Source organism: Novosphingobium sp. 32-60-15, from assembly GCF_002280675.1.
Taxonomy (GTDB): Bacteria; Pseudomonadota; Alphaproteobacteria; order Sphingomonadales; family Sphingomonadaceae; genus Novosphingobium.
In genome coordinates, this window is the sequence record NZ_NCEN01000028.1 from 1 (window position 1) to 19,147 (window position 19,147).

The window sequence follows — 19,147 nt, forward strand, 5'->3', positions numbered from 1 at the left end:
GGAACGATAATTATCTGGAGTAAAATCATGAACAACCGCCGCAATCCCGCGCCTCCGGCTGCGACACTCGACATAAATTGCGACTGCAAAGAATATGTGCTCGACTATCTCGCGCACAGTTTTCCGGTGCAGCTCTATGAGCCCTTCACTGACAGCGAGGGCAATCTCGCCTCGAGGCCTGCCTTTGATGCCGACGGCAATCCTATCCTCAACCGCGAAGCCTGCCGTGCCCGTGATGCGATGCTCGAGCGGCTTGCCGCTTTGCCGCCTGTGCCCGGCGCGCTTGACCAGATTGTCCAGCATTTCGGGAGCGATGCGGTTGCCGAGGTGACCGGCCGTTCCCGTCGCATTGTGCCCCGCGGTAGCAGCGATGGTTCGGTGCGCTTCGCCGTCGAAAACAGGCCTGCTTCAGCCAATATTGCTGAAACCCATGCGTTCATGGATGACAAGAAGCACATCCTCGTCTTCTCCGAGGCTGGCGGCACGGGCAGGTCCTATCATGCCGACCTTGGCGTGAAGAACCAGCGCCGCCGCGTCCACTACCTGCTCGAAGCAGGCTGGAAGGCCGACACCGCCATTCAGGGCTTTGGCCGCACCAACCGCACCAATCAGAAGCAGCCACCGCTGTTCCGCCCGGTATCGACCGACGTGAAGGCGCAGAAGCGCTTCATCTCGACGATCGCCCGAAGGCTCGACAGTCTAGGGGCGATCACGCGCGGCCAGCGGCAAACCGGCGGCCAGAACATGTTCAGCGCCAGCGACAATCTGGAATCCTTCTATGCCCGCGATGCCCTGCGTCAGCTTTACCAATTGCTGGTGCGCGGCAAGGTTGATGGCTGTTCGCTGGGGCAATTTGAAACCGCCACCGGCCTGTCGCTGCTCGACAGTGACGGCGGGCTCAAGGACGAGCTTCCTCCCATTACGACCTTCCTCAACCGGATGCTGGCGCTCACCATTTCCATGCAGAACATCCTGTTTGAGGCCTTCGAGGGTCTGCTGACGGCCCGGGTCGAAGGCGCAATCGCCAGCGGGACCTATGAAATGGGCCTTGAACCCCTGCGCGCCGAGAGCTTCTCGGTCTCCGACCGCAAGACCATCTACACCCATCCCGGCACTGGAGCTGTGACCCACCTCCTGACCATCGAGCGCAAAGACCGGATCGAGCCGGTTGTGCTCGAGAGGGCGCTAGAAATGGCAGTGGATCGCGATGCCGAACTGGTGATCAACACCCGGTCTGGGCGCGCGGCAGTCAAATTGCGCGCGCGCAGTCTGATCGACGATGATGGGGGCATTCACCCGCGCATCCGCCTCGTCCGGACTTTGGAGGCGACCAATATTCTCGCCGAGGTGTTCGCGACCAGTCATTGGGAGCCGGTGGACCGTGAGCGGTTCAGCGAAGTCTGGCAGGCCGAACTTGCCGACTTGCCCGAGTTCGAAACCTCGACCCTGCACATGGTTTCAGGCCTGCTGCTGCCAATCTGGCGGCGGCTCCCCAATGAATCGACCCGCGTCTACCGCCTGCAAACCGATGCTGGCGAGCGCGTCATCGGCCGCAAGGTTTCGCCTGCCTGGGTCGCCACGGTGATTGAGCACGACACGGCGTCCGTCGTGCCTGCCGATGCTTGGGCGATGCTGTGTGCCGGAGATGCCAAATTGCATCTGGCCGAAGATCAGACGGTCTCCCGGGTGCGGGCCATGAATGACTGGCGGATTGAACTTACTGGCTTCAATGATCTTGGCCTCGAGCGATTGAAGGCAATGGGCTTGATCTCCGAGATCGTCTCGTGGAAACTCAAGCTCTACATACCGACAGGGGCTGTCGGGGTGGATGTGCTCGCCAAGCTGCTGGACCGGTTTCCGATCCAGCGGATCGCGGCACGCAAAGCCTGCTGAAGGAGCCCCGCATGGATAGCCCCGCCACCGAAATCGCCCGCCGCCTTGCGGCCTCAGCCGAGGCGGTCTGCCGCCGTTACCTGTCCAATGGTCGCCGAGAAGGCCGCTACTGGCTGGTCGGTGATGTTCACAATTCGCCGGGTCGCAGTCTCTACGTCCGATTGTCTGCAACAGCCGAGAGCAGGGGAGGCGCAGGCAAATGGACAGACGCGCAAAGCGGCGAACACGGCGATCTTCTCGACATTATCGCGGCAAGTTGCTCCCACCGGACCATGCGCGAGACGCTCGACGAAGCCCGCATGTTCTTGAGTCTGCCGCCGCCTGCTGAGGCCAAACCCCGAAACCCGACCATACGCAAAGCGCCGACCGGCACACCAGAAGCGGCACGGCGCCTATGGGCCGCCTCAAAGCCGATCACGAACAGCATCGCAGCGCGTTATCTTGGTCGCCGGTCGATCATCGATCTGTCCGGCATTGATCAGCTGCGTTTCCATCCGCGCTGCTACTATCGGCCTGCTGAAGATGATGTCCCTGGTGTGCGGGAGGCATGGCCCGCCATGATCGCTGCAGTCACCGACAATGAGGGCACTATCACGGGGGTTCACCGCACTTGGCTCGATCCGCAATCCCACGACAAAGCCGCTGTCGCTTATCCACGACGCGCCATGGGGCACTTGCTCGGCTCGGGCGTCCGGTTCGGCAAAGCGGACGGTGTCATGGTTGCCGGTGAAGGCCTCGAAACTCTCCTGTCGTTGCGGCAGGTGATGCCATCCATGCCCATGATCGCAGGACTATCGGCCGCCCACCTCGCTGCCATCCAGTTCCCTGCTGCGCTGCGCTGCCTCTATGTCGCGCGCGATGATGATCCCGCCGGGGCAACGGCATTGTCGACCTTGATCGAGCGCTGCGACCCGTTGGGCATTGCGGTTATACCGCTTGAACCCCGGCTCGACGATTTCAACAGCGACCTTACCGCCTATGGCCACGAGCGGTTGGCAGCGGCCATTCGGGTGCAGATCAGTGCCGCCGATGCCGTGCGGTTTCTAAAAGAATGATCGAAGCTGGCCGGTAAGCGGGGGATTTTCCAGGGCAGTGGGGCGCATGGCCAACTCTCCCGATCCTTGAAGGTCGCCACGCCCTCGGCCTTCGGGAGGGGGCGACTGCGGCAGCGAACACGGGCACGGCAATGGCTGCGCTGCGGCTATTTTCCGCCGGGGCTGCGCCCCTTTGCATCGCGAAACAAAATTGCCTTGCTTCGCCATCCTCCGCTGGCGCTCCGGCCGCGCGGTTCCGCTCGGTGCAGGCCCATGCCCGCCGCCGCTGGTCGTCGCCACGAAGGCCGCGAGAGGCGCGGCTCAGGACACGGAGACCATCATGGCAAGCGCCCCAGATCTTCCCCTTGAAGATACCACCCCCGAACTCGGCTCAACCGCCTATCTCCTCCAGGAAATGCAGCTCTACGGCTATCGGCCCTTCGAGGACGAACCGGATGGCAGGCCGCTACCCGATGCCCGCCTTGCCGGTGGCGCGGTCGCCGACATGTTCGACGGGCTTGTCTCAGCTTTGATCGACACCCGCATTGAACCCGATCTCGAAGACCTGCTCTGGAACCTCGTCAACATCTTCCACCGCGCCGGCGAGCGGGTCGAACGCGATCTTGACGACAATGAACAGGCGCAAAAACGCCTTCAGCGCGAACAGGATGGCAGCGAAGTGCGCTCGGTCGAACTTGAGCGCCAGATCGCCGAGGGAATCTCACTCATCGAACGCCGCGACACGATGGAATTCTTCCGCGAAGCCGCCGCCGATCAATTCCGCATCCACGCCCGCAAGGCCTGGACGCCTCGCACCGGATCCCGCGTCAACCGCAAGGCCATGACCTCAGCCATCATCGACAGCCGCGACTTCCTCGACAAACGCGCAAGAGAGAATGCCCGCGTGCTGCTGCCCGAAGGCACCCGTATTGCCTTCACCGGTGGTCCCGATTGTAACGATCACTCGGCGATCTGGGATGTCCTCGACCGGGTTCATGCGCGCCATGCCGACATGGTCCTGTTGCATGGAGCAACGCCCACCGGTGCCGAACGCGCCGCCGCTTGCTGGGCCGATACGCGCCGAGTTCCACAAGTCGCCTTCCGGCCTGACTGGAACCGACACAAGAAGGCCGCTCCGTTCAAGCGCAACGACCGTATGCTCGAAGCTCTGCCAGTAGGTCTGGTCGTATTTCCGGGCACCGGCATCCAGGACAATCTGGCTGACAAGGCGCGCAAGATGGGCATTCCGCTCTGGGACTTCCGCGAGAAGCGGTGAGACGGTTAGCCTCATCTCGTCCAATTGTATGGTGGGATGAGCAGCGTCGGTTGCCGACCACTTCCAGAAGTTCGCAGCCCGGCGCGTCAATGGCCGATCCTGTCGAAACCCGCCATTTCCGTTCCAGTGAGCGGTCTCGCAGCGGTGCGCTCAAGATGAGCGCTCAATTGGAGTCGTCGATCCTACAACTCGCCATACGGTCATCGTGCAAAGATCTTGATAATTTAAGAGTTCGGCAGTCGGTCGTCTGCGCTAATGCTTGAACGATCGGCTGTACGAGGGTTATTTTAGGGGCCCGACGTGGCCCTTGCGCTGCCCTGTGTGCACTAGGTGATCCGATCACTGGGCCGCCGCTTTACCGATCCCCCGGTAGCGCTCAAGCCAGTGAGCATAAGGCGCAGGGAGCACCCATGATGGCCGGTCCTTGCCGAGCGCCTGGGCCGCGACATAGGGATAATGCGGATCGGCGAGATGCGCGCGCGCGACCATGACGAGGTCCAACTGGCCTTGCTCGATCGCCGCATTGGCGATCTTCGGATCGTCGATGCACTAGGCCGTCGCGACCGACAGGCCGGTTTGTCGTCCGTCACAGGTCGAACCCGTCACCGGGCTGCTGGAGGCGGTGGAAGGTCATGCCAGCCTTCTCGAAATAGGGCTCATAGGTATCGTAGCGCTGCGTCAGGAACCAGTCGCGGGCATAGCCATCGTGGACCGGGAGCACATGGCTTGGACGCATGGACCTGGCGAACTCGTGGGCGCCGATCTCGGTCAGGAACGGCGCCATCACCGGCAGCGCCAGCGCCTCAATTCCAGCAAATTGGCGGAGCCGTTCATCGAAGCTATCGCCGGGATTGAGAAGGCGATCATTGACGACAAATGCCAGGACGGCCGGGATTTCTTCGGCGAGGATCGGCTCATGGCGCACCGGCAGGGCACGGACCGTGAATGGTCCAAGGTCGAGCCCTTCTTCTCTTACCTCGCTGACGGTGAAGCCCTGGCTGCGCAACGTGGCTGCGACCTTGTTGCCTCCGAATATCCGCGGTTCGCCATCGCCGACGATGGTGCGTAGCGCCTCGCAGTCGAGATGATCGGGATGGCCGTGCGTAAATAGGATGAAATCCACGTCGCTGAGGTCGCGAGGATCGACACGCCTATCGACGAACGAGAATTTGCCTGGGTCGAACAACAGCCGCTTGCCCTGGAGCGTCAGCCTCAAGCAGCTATGGACGAATTTCTCGATACGCATCAGGCGCCTCCTTCATCCGATCAACGCGGCGCGCGGCGATCAGTCACTCAGCCAGTCCCGCCCGGCGCGTCGGGAGCGCCCTGACTTCCGGATTCCTTGCCGGCCGGCGCCGCGCTGCCCTGCTTCGCGCTCAGCGCCGTCAGATAGTCGACGATCGCTGGAATATCCTTTTCCGAGACCGGTGCCTTATAGACCTCCTTCATCTTGGTGACCGTCGCCTTCCACTGGTCGGCCGTGAGCGCGGGCTGGGTCAGTGCCATGCTGGCCGAATGGCACGAGGTGCAGTTGGCGTTGATCACGTCGGCGTGCGGGCCGTCGGGAAATTGCTGGTCGTCGATCGGCAGGTCGACCGTGTCCGACGTGAGCGCGAACCCGCCAAAAGCGATGCTCGACGGTGCCGGGCCGCTGGGTGCGGGCGGCGGTGGGGGCACGTGGCTGCCGGGCGGGCCGATCGCGATCAGGACTATGGCCGCAAGGCCGACCGCACCGAAGGATAGCATGCCGATCGAAGGGACTTTCATCTCGGCTCTCCTCAGGACGCAGTGATGTTGGTGGTTTCGATATTGCCGCGCATGAACCCGCCCGGGTTCCAAATTGGCGCCATCGGCTGCGCGACCCCGTCCGTGTTCCAGCAGCGCGACATCAGCCGGACATTTCCGCGCGCCGCCAGCGGCACCTGCGTGTCCCAGCGGCGGAAGCTGTACTTGCCGTGATCGGGACCGAGCCGGGTGTGATACCAGGTGCGGCCGCCATCGGTGGAGACGTCGACCTTGGCGACCCCGCAATCGCCGCCCATGGCGATACCACCGAGCGGGATCGTTCGATCATATGCGATGGCCTGGCCTTCGCCGAGACTGGTGACCCAGGACCGCGGGATCATCCGGTTGATTGGGACTGTCGGGAAGTCCTTTGCGCCCGGCTTCACATTGGCGCCCGGGGTCGCCGGGATCTTGTAAGCCTTGGCCATCCAATATTCGTCATCTGGGCCGGGCAGCACCTCGATGTCATTGAGCATCTTGACCCAATAGGTCGAATACCAGCCCGGCACGATCAACCGGCAAGGGAAGCCGTTCAGCAGGGGCAATTGCTCACCGTTCATGCCGAAGGCGATCATCACCTCGCCGTCTCGAGCATGGTCGATGTCGAGCGCCTTCTCGAAATCGGGTGCGCCGGCAACGACGGGCTGGTCGAGGGCGCCGAAGCGCACCTGCACCGCGCCGGGCTTTACGCCGGCATAGTCGAGGATGTCGCCTAGCCGGACGCCGAGCCATTTGGCGTTGCCCATCGCACCATTGCCCCATTGTGCGCCGGGCACGCGCGGCTGGAACAGGCCGCGGCTGTTGCCCGAGCACTGATTGACCGCCGCCATCTCGACGCGCGGCAACCGGAGCAGCTGCGCAAGGCTGATCGAAAGCGGTCTATTGACGTGGCCGCGGACGGTGAGCCGGAAAATATCGACATCGATCGAGGTCGGGATGTCGGCCCAGTGCCAACGCACGAAAAACTGGTCGTTGGGGGTGAAAACGTCGCGGTCGAATACCTCCATCGGAGTTTCGAGCAGCGGCGGGTGCATGCGCTGAAGGATCATGCTGCCTTTGCCGGGAAAGGCGCTGGTCATCGGCCGCCCGGCATTGCCGCCGGGAAGGTGCAGGTCGACGAGGCTCTGCGCGAGTGCGGGGCCGGCAGCGAGCGCGGCGCCGCCGAGCGCGGCCTGACCCAGAAAGCGGCGACGACTGCTTTCGGCGGCGAACCAAGTGTCGAGCTTGTCCATGATAGCATTCCCTTCTTCGGGCGAACGTGGCCGACCCGGCTCGTCGAGGCAAGCGATCGGATTTTCGATTTTGATCGCCTCAGGCGATCAGTTGGGTGTCGCGATACAGGGCGATACGAAGAGGTGGCCCTTCCACGCGCCGGCGAGCGTCTTGGCGGCGACCACCACCCACATCATCGCGAGGGCAAGGGTGAGCACCGTCCCGACGATCCCGAAGAAGGCGAGGTCGAAGGTCGTGCCGAGGCGGAAGGTCGCGACCGTATAGACGCCAAGCGGGAAGGTATAGCCCCACCAGCCGAGATTGAACGGGATGCCGGCGCGCCAGTAGCGCCAGGTGATCAGCATCGCGAGCGCCAGCCACCACAGGCCAAAGCCCCAAAGCAGCAGCCCCGCGATGCTACCGAGACCCTGGGCAATGCCGGCAATTGAGGCGAGACCGTGCGCCGAGAGGATCGCTGGCGCGTCAGCACCCAGCACGAGCATTCCGAGCGCACCGGTGCCGATCGGGCCGAGCGAGAGCCAGCTCGACGCGGCCATCCCCTCGTGCGGCAGCTTGTGCAGCGCCATGCGAAGGATGAGTAGCGCGAGGATACTGAAGGCGACCGGCACCGAATAGGCCCAGAGCACATAGGAAGTGAGCAGCGTCACGAATTGCGCATGCGGATCGGCGAGATGTGGCGCCAGCAGCCCGCCGCTCGCCGCCGCCACCTCTGCCGCGACCACCGGGAGCAGCCAGACGGCGGTCATGCCGTCGAAGCTGTGCTCGTGACGGGTGAACATGAAATAGGGAATGACGACGCCGCAGGTCACGGCCACCGCGACATCGATCCACCACAGGACATGCGCTACACCGACGATGCCGTCGCCGAACCGGGCGATCCCAAAGGCGAGGCAGCCGTTGATGATCGTGGCGAGGCCCATCGGGATGGTGCCGATGAACATCGACACCGTGTTATGGCCGAAGATCCGCCGTGCCTCATGGCCAAACATTATCCAGCGCGCCGAATAGAGGCCGGTGAAGAGCGCAAACAGCGCGATGTTGAAAAACCACAACGCCTCGCCGACCGGCTTCAATGCCGGGCCGATGCCCGGCACCTGCGGTAGCGCCAGCGCGAGGATGCCGGTGCCCATGGTCGCGGCGAACCAGTTGGGGGTGAACTGGCGGATCATCTCGCGGGGATGATCGAGGCGCGAGAGTGGACGCAGGCCGCCGAGCACGGGCTTGAGGTCGCCGGTCATCATCCATGCTCCTTCACGAGATCGGTCAGCGCGTCGGCCGCTTTGGTGCGGTAACGCTCCTTGTGGCGCAGCGCTTCGAACGGCCGTGCGGGCAGCCCAAGACCCAGGTCATGCAGATGCCCCGCCGCCAGCGCCCTGCGCACGACGAGTTCGGACAGCACTGCCACCCCGGCGCCGGCTTCGACAGCCGAGCGAACCGCTTCATTGGACGGCAGGGTCATGCCGATGCGGAGATCGGCAGGGTCGACGCCGCGGTGGCGCAGCACCTCCTCGAAGGTCGAGCGCGTGCCCGATCCCTGTTCGCGCACGATCCAGTTGGCCTCGCGGACCCAGGTTTCATCGACATTTCCGGTTGGCTCTGCGCCGACCAGTAACATCCGGTCCTCGGCGACTTTCCAGTGCGCAAGTGCCGGCTCGTCGACCGAACCTTCGACAAAGCCAAGTTCGGCCGTGCCGTCGAGCACCTGCGCAGCAGCACCGTCGGTGTTGTCGATCGCCAGTTCGATGCCGATCAACGGATGGCGACGATGAAATTCAGCGAGCCGCGCAGGCAGCCAGTAGCTGGCGATGGTCTGACTCGCGACGATCCGCAGCGTGCCGCGCTTGAGACCACGGAACTCCGCCAGCGCCAGCCCGGCGCTCGCGGCCCGGCCGAGGACGGCGCGCGCCTCGTCCAGAAACATGCGACCCGCCTCGGTGAGCTCAATGCCGCGCCCGACCCGATGAAATAGCGGCACGTCGTGGCGCGCTTCGAGCGCGGCGATGGCGGCACTCGCCGCCGACTGGGTGACGTTGAGCGCCTCGGCGGCGCGGGTCATATGCTCGCGCTCGGCGACGCCAACGAAAATACGAAGCTGTTCGAGGGTCATATCGATCTCCTGCAGGGATCAATAGACCGGCGCGATCAATCGTTCCAACTTGTTGATTGGATCGTTCCAATCGTCATTCACGATTGGTTGAGCAGGGCCGCTGCTTCGCTGAACGCCGCGCGAAGGCGATCCCCAACCTGAGGACTTGTACAGACGTTGGCCGGGCTGGGATGCGGCATCGGCATGACCTTGATCGAAGCATCATGCGCCGACACGAGTTGTCCGGCCTTGGTCGCCACCCGGCCGGCCAGCAAGCAGACTTTCAGCTTGGGCAGCAGCGCGAGAAGCCCGGGGAGCGTGGCCAGCCCGGCATCGATCTCGGCTTTGCGCAGGGTGCGATTGCGGGCACCGGGTGGATGCATGATCCAAGGCACGGTGTTCCAGAGTACAAAATCGGACCGGTCGATGCCGGCCTCGTCGAGATAGCGCCGCAGATTGCGGGCGGTCCCGGACGGATTGTCGCGCGACACGAAGCGCGTGCGCTCAGGCCCGGGACCGGGGGTTTCGAGAAGCAACAGCAGCCGGGCGTCGACCCCGCCGTCCGCCGGGTCGAAATGCGGCACAGCTCTGCCGTCGGCCAACAGCCCTTCGCGCCAGCATTCGAGCTGTGCGACATGTGCATCCGCCAAGGACTGCCGCCGTCGCTTGATCAGGTCGGGGTCGTCGAGCCAGGCCATTCATCTCCATTCGTGATCGGAACGACAAATATCATCGGTTGGATCGATGACTAACAACGCGCCACCTTGGTCACAGTTACAGCAATGCAGCAATGGCAGCGCTGTCGATCAGGAGATCCGACATGGCAACGCGCATCATGGAGAGCGAGTTTCAGCCCAAGGAAGTGGTGGAAGAACCGACGCGACCGGCATTACGCTTGGTCCGATCCGATGATCCGTACGCCGAACTGGAGCGACCAGCGCCCGGCGTCGCCAGTCGCGGGGTTCATCCTAATGTGCTCGTTGCGCTGGTGGGGTTCTATGCAATGATGGTCGGGTCATTCTGGGCCTTCTTCGCACGCGATGCGGCAGCGGCAGGTGTCCTCGTCGTCGTGACGCTGTTCACGGTCATGTATTTCTCGCTGATCGTCGGCGGTATCCTCCTCGCTGACAGTGCTGCGCCGGGCGAGCGGCAGCGCAGCCTTGGCGAGTTCCTGCGCGGCCCTGTCGAAATCCTCGCCGGGACGATCAGCGGCCGCGAGGCGACGATGCAAATATTGCTCCTGCCGGCGGCGATGATGACACTGGCTGCCATCATAGGCGTTATCGCGAGACTATCATGAGAAGGGGCATGCGCTTGAAACTGATACTGGGCCTTGCCGGCCTCGGCCTCGCGGCATCCGCAGGCGCACTCGCAGCGGCGCCCCAGGACTTCGCCACCGACATGGCCGCCGCGATGGAGCAGATGCATCATGAGATGATGGTCGCGCCGTCCGGTGATCCGGACCGCGACTTCGCGGCGATGATGATCCCGCATCACCAGGGCGCAATCGAGATGGCACAGGCGCAACTGCGCTACGGCAAGGACGAACGCCTGCGCCGTCTCGCGCAGGGCATCATCGTTGAACAGCGTCAGGAGATCGCGGTCATGCAGGCGATCCTTGCCGAGAAGGGCGCACCGCCGAGTGTGCCTCACCAGCATCAGGGAGACGGAAAATGATTACGAATCACCTCAAGATGGCGTTCGCCATGTCTGCCCTCGGCCTGCTGGCGAACCCCGCATCCGCGCAGCAGGTGCCCAATGCGACGCCCGACCGGCCGATCAGTTCGCAGGACCGCTTCTATACTTCGGACCAGTTTTCCAACACGGTATCGGTCATCGACCCATCAACCAACCGACTGCTCGGCGTCATCAAGCTCGGCGATCTGACGCCCGCCAATCTGAGCCCACTCTACAAGGGGCAGCTTCTGGTCCACGGCATGGGCTTCTCACCCGATGGCAGGACGCTGGCAGTGATCTCGATAGGGTCGAACTCGGTGACCTTCATCGATACGGCCACCAACGCGGTCAAGCACACCGCCTATGTCGGCCGCTCGCCGCACGAGGCGTTCTTCCGTCCCGACGGGCGCGAGGTCTGGGTCAGCGTTCGCGGCGAGGACTATATCCAGGTGCTCGATGGCAAGACGTTCGAACCCACCACGCGCATCACCGTCCCGAACGGCCCGGGCATGACGATCTTCTCGCCCGACGGCAAATACGGGTACGTTTGCTCGAGCTTCTCGCCCGAGACGGTCGTGATCGACACCAAAGCCAAGAAGGTCGTCGGACGTGTCGCCCAAGCTAGCCCCTTCTGCCCCGACATCGCCGCGACACCCGATGGCAGGCAGGTCTGGCTGACGCTCAAAGATGTCGGCAAGGTAATGGTGTTCGACGCCAAGCCGCCGTTCGCTGTCCTTAAGACGATCGACACCGGCCCCATCACCAATCACGTCAACATCGCCCGCACGTCGCGCGGACAGTTCGCCTATGTGACAGTCGGCACGCAGAACATCGTCAAGGTGTTCCGCACCGACACGTTCGAACAGGTGGCGACAGTTTCGGTCGGCGCGCTGCCGCACGGGTTATGGCCTTCGGGCGACGGCACCCGCATCTATGTTGGGCTGGAGAATGGCGACGGCGTTGCGGTCATCGATACTGCCACCAACCGCCTGCTCACGACCATCCCTATCGGTCAGGGGCCGCAGGGCGTCGCCTATGTACCGGGCGCGGTGCCTTCGGGCGACGGCATGGCCAATCTGGTCCCGCTCGATATGGCCAGCGGCAAGGTCCAGTTGACCCTGTCAGGCCAGGGCCAGAGCCAAGTCACTTTGTTCGATCAGGGGCAGGTCCAGATCTTGCAGGCCGCCGTCGCCGGCCTGCCGCCCAAGCAACCGTTCACGCTCGGACTGGCGACCAAACCCGACGGGACGGGTGCGATTCAACCTCTTGCCAAGTTCATGACCAATCCGGCCGGCGCCGCCATCGTCAACGCCGTCGGGCCGATCCGCCAGATTGTCGCGGATGCTGCCCCGGCCGAGCGCCGTTATTTGGTCATTCGTGCCGGTGATCCGGATTCGCAGGGCGCGGTAGTGCAGAAACAAGCCCATTGAAGCCCGCGCGCCGCTGGCTACCAATTGTGCGCAGCGGCGTTTCATCGCTCTTCGACTCCCTAGTTATTGAAGGGAAGCTCATCGACGTCCGCGTTTACCTAAAGCCGTCGGACACCGTCTAACCTGCTAACGACGGCTTTGTCCCAGATTTTGCCTTTCCGTTGAGCCGAAAGCCGACTGCGTTGACGGCAGCTTATGAGAAATTTTTCAGCGGTGGAGCGACTGACTTTGGGGAGCAAGACAGCCAAAACTTCAACTGTCCAACAACCTCTTCTCATAGACCGTACTGATTGCGCGCCCATCCCAGACATAGCAGAGATGCCGTTCCTGGCGGCAGTTCGATAACAATCGTGGTCGGAACACAGCGGCACATTCGCCGCCGGAATCGCGGACGCTTTCATAGACAATCCCGTCCGACCCTGCATTGCGCAAGTTCCGCGCGGTTTCCTGTGACACGGCATAGCTGCTCGGATGATATAGCGCGGGCAACGCTTCTCGCTGCCCCCGGATGTCGTGAGGGCTCGCGTCGAGATCGACGGCATATACCCGCATGTCGAGTTCCTGCGCCGGTTCGTCGGTGGCCTCCAGGAAATGCGTGCGGTGATGTCGGGTCTCGGCGATGGCGGTTGCCAGTGTAAGTCCGGCATAGAAGATGCCGTAGCTGCCGTCGGTGAAGCGGTCGCCGACCGGATTGAGGTGGGTGAACGCCGCCATGATCACGGACGTGCCGGGGCCGGAGACGCGGTCTTCAGGCGGCACGAGCGACAGCTCGCCTGCTTCGTCGCGCAGGCGGCCATTGGTCATCGCCTCGATGGCATAGACCGCTTCAAGATCGGCAGGATCGGCAACTGCCTCGAACAGCGAGATCGGCGGAAACCGGCTCGGGATGATGCGATAACAGGGCGTCCAGCGGACTTCAGACGTGGGAATGTCCACGGGTCAGCCGCGCTGCCCGTCAACATACTGGCGCACGACATAAAGATCGGCGACATTGCCCGACATCATCCGGTCAAGCGCCGAGGCGCCGCCGAAAACCTGCGCCTTGTTGGGCTTACGCACCCATTCATCCGCCGTTTTGGGCAGCAGTATCTGCAGGCCTTTGTAGATGCCCATGACATAGGAAATCCGCTCCAACGCATCCTTGGGCAGCGACGCGACCACGCCGCGCTTCCATGACTGGAAGGTCGAGCGGCTCTCCAGACCGAGCAAGCGCATCTGCTCCTGCTCTTTCAGGCCCCAGGCATCGGCAATGCGGAAGAACGTCCGCAGAGCTGGCCCCGTCAGATCCTTGCGATCAAGTCCCCTTGCAGGCGCGTTGGCTGCAGCTTGGATACCCATGTCGGCACATCCTTTCATGGCTTCATATGCTCATATTCTGCACAAAAGTCAATATGGGAGCTGATATTGCACATCGCGACCTGTGTAATTCAGCGAGAGCTCACTGCTGTTGCCCGTTCGCCGTCCAAGGTGACGACGCCTCTCGATCAGACATTTCCTGGGTGTGAGGGATGATTGCTGCTGCGCTCCACTCAGTGATCCGATGGGGAGGAAGCGCCCGACTTTTGGTCGATGAAAACGGAGATTGCCGAGTGACATTCGTTCTCCGGTGGCGCGAAAATCACCCCTCCTTGTCGCCTGTCTGCGGGTCTCGTCTCGCCTAGTACCGTCAACCCCGTGCGGGGTTCGCCCTTCGCTGACGCTGCGGTGACGGCGGCTCCCGGCCCCTTTTTTTGGCGCCATCGGGGATGGTCCCCGACCACCTTTAGGAGAAACGACATGGCTACCATCGCAAACCTCACCGTGAAGTCCGACGACAGCTTCGAAGGCAACCTCGCAACGCTGACCGTCTCCGCGCCGATCGCGATCATCCCCAACAACCGCAAAACCAAGGACAGCGAACCCGACTATCGCATCGTCAGCCGCAAGAACGGTTTCGAACTGGGCGCAGGCTGGAAGCGCTTCTCGCAGAACACCGGCGCCGAATATGTCTCGGTCTCGCTCTCGGCTCCTGAATTCGGCACCATCTACGGCAACATCGCCAACGCGCCGGGCGATGATCCTTCGAAGAAGGTCATCATTTGGAACCCGCCAAGCTAAGGTGCCAGCGTCGGCCCCGCCTCCGGGCGGGGCCGAATTAACGCCAGTGCAAGAAAAGCAGCATGTCCGAAATGCATGCAAATTTTTCGGACAATGCCCTGGAAGCGCCTCTTACTGTCCTACCGCCGGATATTGCGGAGAGTTGTCACCTCTTCCGGATGGCGATCAAGAATCTCAATCAAGCCGACCGCAGCTTCGCTGGGCTGCATTGTACCACGCTCATACTTTTGGAACGCTCGCCGTCCGCCTCCAATGATCCTACCCGCCTCTTCTTGCGTGAGGCCAAGCTTCTTGCGCACGGCTTTGACCCGTGCGGCATAGGCCGCTCGCAACTCGAGATAGGCTTGATCTATCGCTTGAAGTTCAGCGCCCGAATGGATGGAATCGCCATCGCCTTCAGGATACCAGCCCGGCACCTCCACTTCGCGTGCCAACGAGCCAACGCTCAGCGTTTGCATCCGCGCGTCACGCCGAAGCACATCACCGGTCTTGGGATGAATCCGAGTCTGACCCATGTTCAAACCTCCTTGCCCGATGTCGCTCGAATATCGTTCAGCATCTCACCGGCAAACCCCAGCGCGAGATGCTCTCTCTGGCTTCCGACAATACACCTTTAAGGTTAAATTTCAACCGCCGCCGTTTGCCTGACCGGGCGCAACGATGCAGCGCCTTCGGCAAGCAGGCGGGCGATCTCGTCTGACGTTTTGCGCACCGCTAGCTTCAGAGCTTCATCGATATGGATGTAGTCTTGCGTCACGTTCTGCGAAGCATGCCCGAGCATGGCCCGTATCGTCAGTTCCGTGAATCCGAGCTCGCCCGCGATGCTGCCGAAAGTGTGGCGAAGGGTATGAAGTGTTGCGCCCTCAATTCCCGCCCACTGGCAAACTCTCCGGAAACAGGCTGGTGCAGCCTGGTATGCGCCAGCGCCCGTCATTGACGGGAACACGTAGGGGTTACCAACGATCTCGGGTTGAGCGAGAACGACCTTCAGTGCTTCTGGGCCGATCGAGCGGACCTGAGCATCGGTTTTGGTATCCGGGAAGGAGACAAACCCGCCCTCCGCATGCACCCAGGCGCGCTTCATCGACTGCGCCTCTTCCCGTCTGTATCCTGTCAGCGCAAGTGTCCGTACCACCGCAAGTGCTGTCGGATTTTCACCATTACGTTCGGCATAGGCGATGGCTTTACCGAACGCGACGAGTTCGGCAGTGCTCAGCCGTCTCGTCTTCTTGTTGATGGCGAGTTTCTTGGCTCCTCTAGTTGGGTGTTCCGCAATCAGCCCCTTGTGCTTGGCATGACCCAAAATGGCTTGCAGCGACCCGAGGCATCGCGACGCGACGCCAGGTCCGCCAGCGGGCCGACCGCCACGGCCTTTACCTCTAGCCTTGGCAGTTTTGCCGTCCCGGACATCAGCCTGCATCTGCTCGACATCCGCGATCGTCAGCCTTTTCGCCATGCGATGGCCAAGAATCGGTTTGATGTGAGTGTTGATCCTGCTCTCATCCATCGCGAGCGAGGAGGCTTTGATTGGACGGTTCTTGCGGCCAAGAATGTTGCCGGCGCGAGCTTCAACCAGATACCAGTCACAGATCTCGGCGACCGTCATGCCACTGCGGGCCTGATGAATTGCCTCTGCTGGATCCTGACCACCAGCAACTTCGCCAAGCTTGATCTTCGCCAGATCCCGAGCTTGCTCCGTCGTGATGACACCATAGCGGCCGAGATTGATGCGCCGCTTGATCCCTTCGATGTTGCGGTACTGAACGATGAAGGTCTTGAGCCCCGACGGAAGCGCCCGCAAGCCGAAACCCCGAATCTCGCTGTCCCACAGGACGGCCTGTTTGTCTTTAGGCGGCGCGAATGCGTCCACATTGCGCTTGTTCAACTTCGCGGTCGGCATATTTGACCCTCCATTTGGAGACAAAGATTTCAGAGGGGTGCTTTGTCTCCATTTTGTCTCCAGATTTAAGCGTTTCGAGGGTATTATGGGCGGAGACAATCGTAAAGAGAAACATCATAAATATATGATTTAGCGTAGATAATCGCACTTGGGAAAGTTTGGGAAAAGTGGCCGAAATATTTTGCCAAGGTTGGGGTCGAGGGTTCGAATCCCTTCGCCCGCTCCATGTTTCAGCTCCGAAACATCCATGGTTTTAAGCGTGATGCTTCCCTGCCGGGATGGTTCGCGCGTGCGGAATGCGGGCATCGTGGCGTGCTGCGCCAACGCCTTTTGCTGCGCTGCAATATCGGAAATATTACGAAATTTATGCAGATTGAACGTTTCTGTCGATCACAGTAACGCGTTAAACCCGTTGGGCTGCGCTGCTTTTCTGATCTAACCAACTGTTATGCCTGATCAAGATTGGGCGAAACAGGAGGAGAGACGACCATGACATTCCGCAGGATCGCACTGGTTGCGCTGATGGCAGCGGCATCGCCGCTGGCCGTTGCTGGTACAGCCCATGCAGACGCCATCACCGATAGCCCCGTTGCTGCCAAAGAGTGGTGGCCCAAGAACGTTGACTTGACCGCGCTGCGCCAGAATGAAGCGAAGGCCAATCCTTATGGCCCGGACTTCGACTATGCCAAAGAGTTCGCCTCGCTCGATCTTGATGCGGTAAAGGCCGATATCCGCAAGACTTTGACCACGTCGCAGCCTTGGTGGCCTGCCGACTATGGCCATTACGGCCCGTTTTTTATCCGCATGGCATGGCACAGCGCAGGCACATACCGCACCGGTGACGGGCGTGGTGGATCGGACGGCGGTGAGCAGCGGTTTGAACCGCTCAACTCGTGGCCCGACAATGTCAGCCTGGACAAGGCACGCCGTCTGGTGTGGCCGATCAAGCAGAAGTATGGTCGCAAGCTTTCGTGGGGCGATCTGATGGTGCTTGCAGGCAATGTCGCCATGGAGGACATGGGCTTCAAGACACTGGGCTTTGCCGGTGGCCGCATTGATGCCTGGCAGCCCGACATGGTGTTCTGGGGCCCTGAAACCAAGCTGCTGGATGACAAGCGCCGCGATGCCAAGGGCAACCTCAAGGGACCGCTGGCCGCAACCCAGATGGGCCTGATCTATGTGAACCCTGAAGGCCCGAACGGCGTGCCTGATCCGCTGGCTGCCGCCCATGACATTCGCCGTGCCTTTGGCTCCATGGCGATGAATGACGAAGAAACCGCGGCACTGATCGCAGGCGGACACACTTTCGGCAAAGCGCATGGCGCGCACAAGCCGGAAGAATGCGTTGCGGCAGATCCGGGCGCTGCCAAGCTTGAACAGCAGGGCCTTGGCTGGGCCAACAAGTGCGGCAAGGGCAATGCTGAAGACACCGTCAGCAGCGGCCTTGAAGGGGCGTGGACATCAAACCCCATCGCCTTCACCACGCAGTACCTTGATAACCTTTATGGTTTTGAATGGGTAAAGACCAAGAGCCCGGCTGGCGCGACGCAGTGGATTCCCAAAGACCCGGCGGCCGCGCAACTGGTGCCCGATGCGCATCGCCCTGATGTCCGCCACGCGCCGATCATGTTCACCACCGACATTGCGATGCGCGAAGACCCCGGCTTCCGCAAGGTGACGCAAAGCTGGCAGAAGAACCCGCAAGCTTTCGCCGATGCCTTTGCGCGCGCGTGGTTCAAGCTGACCCACCGCGATATGGGGCCACAGGCGCGCTACTTGGGTAAGGACGTGCCGACCGTGACGCTGTCATGGCAGGACCCGCTGCCAAAGGCCGACTATGCGGCGATTGGCAATGATGATGTGGCTGGGCTTAAAAGCAGCATCCTGTCATCGGGCCTGACCACCGCAGAACTGGTGCGCACGGCATGGGCCTCTGCTTCCACCTTCCGCGCGACCGACATGCGCGGCGGTGCCAATGGTGCGCGTCTGCGGCTGGCCCCGCAGAAGGACTGGGCAGTGAACAATCCGGCAGAGGTGGCGAAGGTCACGGCAAAGCTGGATGCGATCCGCACCGCGTTTAACAAGGGTGCCAAGGACGGCAAGAAAGTCAGCCTTGCCGATCTGATCGTGCTGGGCGGCAATGCTGCGATTGAACAGGCTGCCAAGGCCGCAGGGCAGGACGTCAGCGTGCCGTTCACGCCGGGCCGGGTCGATGCGACACAGGCGCAGACCGATGTGGAATCGTTCAATTACCTTCAGCCCAAGGCCGATGGTTTCCGCAATTACTTTGCCGGAGACGATTATAAAGGCCCGGTCGAGGCATTGATCGACAAGGCTGACCTGCTGGGTCTGACGGTGCCTGAGACCACCGTGCTGGTGGGCGGCATGCGCGTGCTGGGGGCCAATGCTGACGGTTCTGCCGCTGGCGTGTTCACCAGCCGTCCGGGCACATTGTCCAACGACTTCTTCACCAACCTGCTGTCGATGGACACGGTCTGGGCAAAGTCTGCGGCCAATCCGGCGCTGTACGAAGGCAAGGACCGCGCCAGCGGTGCGATGAAGTGGACCGCAACGCCGGTTGATCTGGTGTTCGGCTCCAATTCGGAACTGCGTGCCGTGGCCGAGGTCTATGCCTCGGACGATGCCAAGGCCAAGTTCACGAATGACTTCGTGGCGGCCTGGACCAAAGTGATGAACGCCGACCGCTTCTGAACGGTGGCATAAAGCGCGGCGGCA

At 62.1% G+C, this 19,147-nt stretch carries 18 protein-coding genes and 1 pseudogene; 8 read left to right on the forward strand and 11 right to left on the reverse strand.

What is annotated here, in order from left to right:
* Positions 1–87 precede the first annotated feature (87 nt).
* From B7Y89_RS15800 to B7Y89_RS15810, 3 genes and pseudogenes are all read left to right on the forward strand, one after another.
* A pseudogene (locus tag B7Y89_RS15800) lies at positions 88–1,893 on the forward strand (strawberry notch C-terminal domain-containing protein); the annotation flags it as partial.
* Between the two features lie 11 nt (positions 1,894–1,904).
* Positions 1,905–2,948, forward strand: coding sequence for a toprim domain-containing protein (locus B7Y89_RS15805; protein ID WP_292939597.1), 1,044 nt, complete (start codon positions 1,905–1,907; stop codon positions 2,946–2,948).
* 319 nt (positions 2,949–3,267) lie between these two features.
* Positions 3,268–4,203 (forward strand): DUF2493 domain-containing protein, encoded by a 936-nt coding sequence (locus tag B7Y89_RS15810; protein WP_292939600.1) that lies wholly within the window; start codon positions 3,268–3,270, stop codon positions 4,201–4,203.
* A 339-nt stretch (positions 4,204–4,542) separates the two neighbouring features.
* Here B7Y89_RS15810 and B7Y89_RS15815 read toward each other — a convergent pair whose 3' ends face one another.
* The 7 genes from B7Y89_RS15815 to B7Y89_RS15845 form a co-directional block, all read right to left on the reverse strand.
* Entirely contained in the window at positions 4,543–4,704 is a 162-nt protein-coding gene (locus B7Y89_RS15815) for a hypothetical protein (RefSeq protein WP_292939602.1), read from the reverse strand.
* An 85-nt stretch (positions 4,705–4,789) separates the two neighbouring features.
* A complete protein-coding gene (locus B7Y89_RS15820; protein ID WP_017182148.1) occupies positions 4,790–5,449 on the reverse strand; it encodes an MBL fold metallo-hydrolase in 660 nt (219 codons plus the stop codon).
* A gap of 47 nt (positions 5,450–5,496) precedes the next feature.
* Positions 5,497–5,970 (reverse strand): cytochrome c, encoded by a 474-nt coding sequence (locus tag B7Y89_RS15825; protein ID WP_017182149.1) that lies wholly within the window; start codon positions 5,968–5,970, stop codon positions 5,497–5,499.
* A gap of 11 nt (positions 5,971–5,981) precedes the next feature.
* Positions 5,982–7,220, reverse strand: a complete 1,239-nt coding sequence (locus B7Y89_RS15830) for a molybdopterin-dependent oxidoreductase (RefSeq protein WP_017182150.1) — start codon at positions 7,218–7,220, stop codon at positions 5,982–5,984.
* An 87-nt stretch (positions 7,221–7,307) separates the two neighbouring features.
* Positions 7,308–8,462 carry a TDT family transporter gene (locus tag B7Y89_RS15835; RefSeq protein ID WP_229380725.1) on the reverse strand — a complete coding sequence of 385 codons (1,155 nt, stop codon included), beginning with the start codon at positions 8,460–8,462 and terminating at the stop codon, positions 7,308–7,310.
* On the reverse strand, positions 8,459–9,328 hold the full coding sequence (locus tag B7Y89_RS15840; protein WP_292939614.1) for a LysR family transcriptional regulator: 870 nt from the start codon (positions 9,326–9,328) through the stop codon (positions 8,459–8,461). The genes B7Y89_RS15835 and B7Y89_RS15840 overlap by 4 nt, the downstream gene beginning before the upstream one ends.
* A 77-nt stretch (positions 9,329–9,405) precedes the next feature.
* Complete coding sequence (locus B7Y89_RS15845) at positions 9,406–10,005, reverse strand: uracil-DNA glycosylase (RefSeq protein WP_292939617.1); 600 nt, start codon at positions 10,003–10,005, stop codon at positions 9,406–9,408.
* A 122-nt stretch (positions 10,006–10,127) separates the two neighbouring features.
* On the opposite strand from B7Y89_RS15845, the gene B7Y89_RS15850 reads away from it, so the two are divergent.
* From B7Y89_RS15850 to B7Y89_RS15860, 3 genes are read left to right on the forward strand one after another with little or no spacing between them, the layout of a single operon-like run.
* Entirely contained in the window at positions 10,128–10,607 is a 480-nt protein-coding gene (locus B7Y89_RS15850; RefSeq protein ID WP_292939620.1) for a hypothetical protein, read from the forward strand.
* Between the two features lie 8 nt (positions 10,608–10,615).
* Positions 10,616–10,984 (forward strand): DUF305 domain-containing protein, encoded by a 369-nt coding sequence (locus B7Y89_RS15855; RefSeq protein WP_017182155.1) that lies wholly within the window; start codon positions 10,616–10,618, stop codon positions 10,982–10,984.
* Entirely contained in the window at positions 10,981–12,414 is a 1,434-nt protein-coding gene (locus tag B7Y89_RS15860; RefSeq protein ID WP_292939623.1) for a YncE family protein, read from the forward strand. Before B7Y89_RS15855 ends, B7Y89_RS15860 begins: the two co-directional genes overlap by 4 nt.
* A gap of 252 nt (positions 12,415–12,666) precedes the next feature.
* Here the strand turns inward: B7Y89_RS15860 and B7Y89_RS15865 are convergent, their stop codons facing one another.
* Positions 12,667–13,350 (reverse strand): RES family NAD+ phosphorylase, encoded by a 684-nt coding sequence (locus B7Y89_RS15865; RefSeq protein WP_292939626.1) that lies wholly within the window; start codon positions 13,348–13,350, stop codon positions 12,667–12,669.
* Between the two features lie 3 nt (positions 13,351–13,353).
* A complete protein-coding gene (locus B7Y89_RS15870; RefSeq protein ID WP_292939629.1) occupies positions 13,354–13,752 on the reverse strand; it encodes an antitoxin Xre-like helix-turn-helix domain-containing protein in 399 nt (132 codons plus the stop codon).
* Between the two features lie 438 nt (positions 13,753–14,190).
* Between B7Y89_RS15870 and B7Y89_RS15875 the strand changes: the two genes are divergently transcribed.
* Complete coding sequence (locus B7Y89_RS15875; RefSeq protein WP_006966713.1) at positions 14,191–14,511, forward strand: DUF736 family protein; 321 nt, start codon at positions 14,191–14,193, stop codon at positions 14,509–14,511.
* A gap of 119 nt (positions 14,512–14,630) precedes the next feature.
* On the opposite strand, the gene B7Y89_RS15880 is transcribed toward B7Y89_RS15875, so the two are convergent.
* Together B7Y89_RS15880 and B7Y89_RS15885 are read right to left on the reverse strand one after the other, a co-directional pair.
* Entirely contained in the window at positions 14,631–15,026 is a 396-nt protein-coding gene (locus B7Y89_RS15880; protein ID WP_292939632.1) for a type II TA system antitoxin MqsA family protein, read from the reverse strand.
* A gap of 104 nt (positions 15,027–15,130) precedes the next feature.
* Positions 15,131–16,411 (reverse strand): site-specific integrase, encoded by a 1,281-nt coding sequence (locus tag B7Y89_RS15885; protein WP_019054022.1) that lies wholly within the window; start codon positions 16,409–16,411, stop codon positions 15,131–15,133.
* 489 nt (positions 16,412–16,900) lie between these two features.
* Here B7Y89_RS15885 and katG point away from each other — a divergent pair, with 489 nt between their 5' ends.
* Positions 16,901–19,123 carry a catalase/peroxidase HPI gene (gene katG / locus B7Y89_RS15890; protein ID WP_292939637.1) on the forward strand — a complete coding sequence of 741 codons (2,223 nt, stop codon included), beginning with the start codon at positions 16,901–16,903 and terminating at the stop codon, positions 19,121–19,123.
* The last annotated feature ends 24 nt before the right edge of the window (positions 19,124–19,147 follow it).

Bases quoted from the DNA above. Each gene is read 5' to 3' on its own strand.
- B7Y89_RS15850 (WP_292939620.1), top strand. From the start codon at position 10,128: ATGGCAACGCGCATCATGGAGAGCGAGTTTCAGCCCAAGGAAGTGGTG.
- B7Y89_RS15820 (WP_017182148.1), bottom strand. From the start codon at position 5,449: ATGCGTATCGAGAAATTCGTCCATAGCTGCTTGAGGCTGACGCTCCAG.
- B7Y89_RS15870 (WP_292939629.1), bottom strand. From the start codon at position 13,752: ATGGGTATCCAAGCTGCAGCCAACGCGCCTGCAAGGGGACTTGATCGC.
- B7Y89_RS15885 (WP_019054022.1), bottom strand. From the start codon at position 16,411: ATGCCGACCGCGAAGTTGAACAAGCGCAATGTGGACGCATTCGCGCCG.
- B7Y89_RS15880 (WP_292939632.1), bottom strand. From the start codon at position 15,026: ATGGGTCAGACTCGGATTCATCCCAAGACCGGTGATGTGCTTCGGCGT.
- B7Y89_RS15825 (WP_017182149.1), bottom strand. From the start codon at position 5,970: ATGAAAGTCCCTTCGATCGGCATGCTATCCTTCGGTGCGGTCGGCCTT.
- B7Y89_RS15810 (WP_292939600.1), top strand. From the start codon at position 3,268: ATGGCAAGCGCCCCAGATCTTCCCCTTGAAGATACCACCCCCGAACTC.
- katG (WP_292939637.1), top strand. From the start codon at position 16,901: ATGACATTCCGCAGGATCGCACTGGTTGCGCTGATGGCAGCGGCATCG.
- B7Y89_RS15805 (WP_292939597.1), top strand. From the start codon at position 1,905: ATGGATAGCCCCGCCACCGAAATCGCCCGCCGCCTTGCGGCCTCAGCC.
- B7Y89_RS15830 (WP_017182150.1), bottom strand. From the start codon at position 7,220: ATGGACAAGCTCGACACTTGGTTCGCCGCCGAAAGCAGTCGTCGCCGC.
- B7Y89_RS15845 (WP_292939617.1), bottom strand. From the start codon at position 10,005: ATGGCCTGGCTCGACGACCCCGACCTGATCAAGCGACGGCGGCAGTCC.
- B7Y89_RS15835 (WP_229380725.1), bottom strand. From the start codon at position 8,462: ATGATGACCGGCGACCTCAAGCCCGTGCTCGGCGGCCTGCGTCCACTC.
- B7Y89_RS15840 (WP_292939614.1), bottom strand. From the start codon at position 9,328: ATGACCCTCGAACAGCTTCGTATTTTCGTTGGCGTCGCCGAGCGCGAG.
- B7Y89_RS15855 (WP_017182155.1), top strand. From the start codon at position 10,616: ATGCGCTTGAAACTGATACTGGGCCTTGCCGGCCTCGGCCTCGCGGCA.
- B7Y89_RS15875 (WP_006966713.1), top strand. From the start codon at position 14,191: ATGGCTACCATCGCAAACCTCACCGTGAAGTCCGACGACAGCTTCGAA.
- B7Y89_RS15860 (WP_292939623.1), top strand. From the start codon at position 10,981: ATGATTACGAATCACCTCAAGATGGCGTTCGCCATGTCTGCCCTCGGC.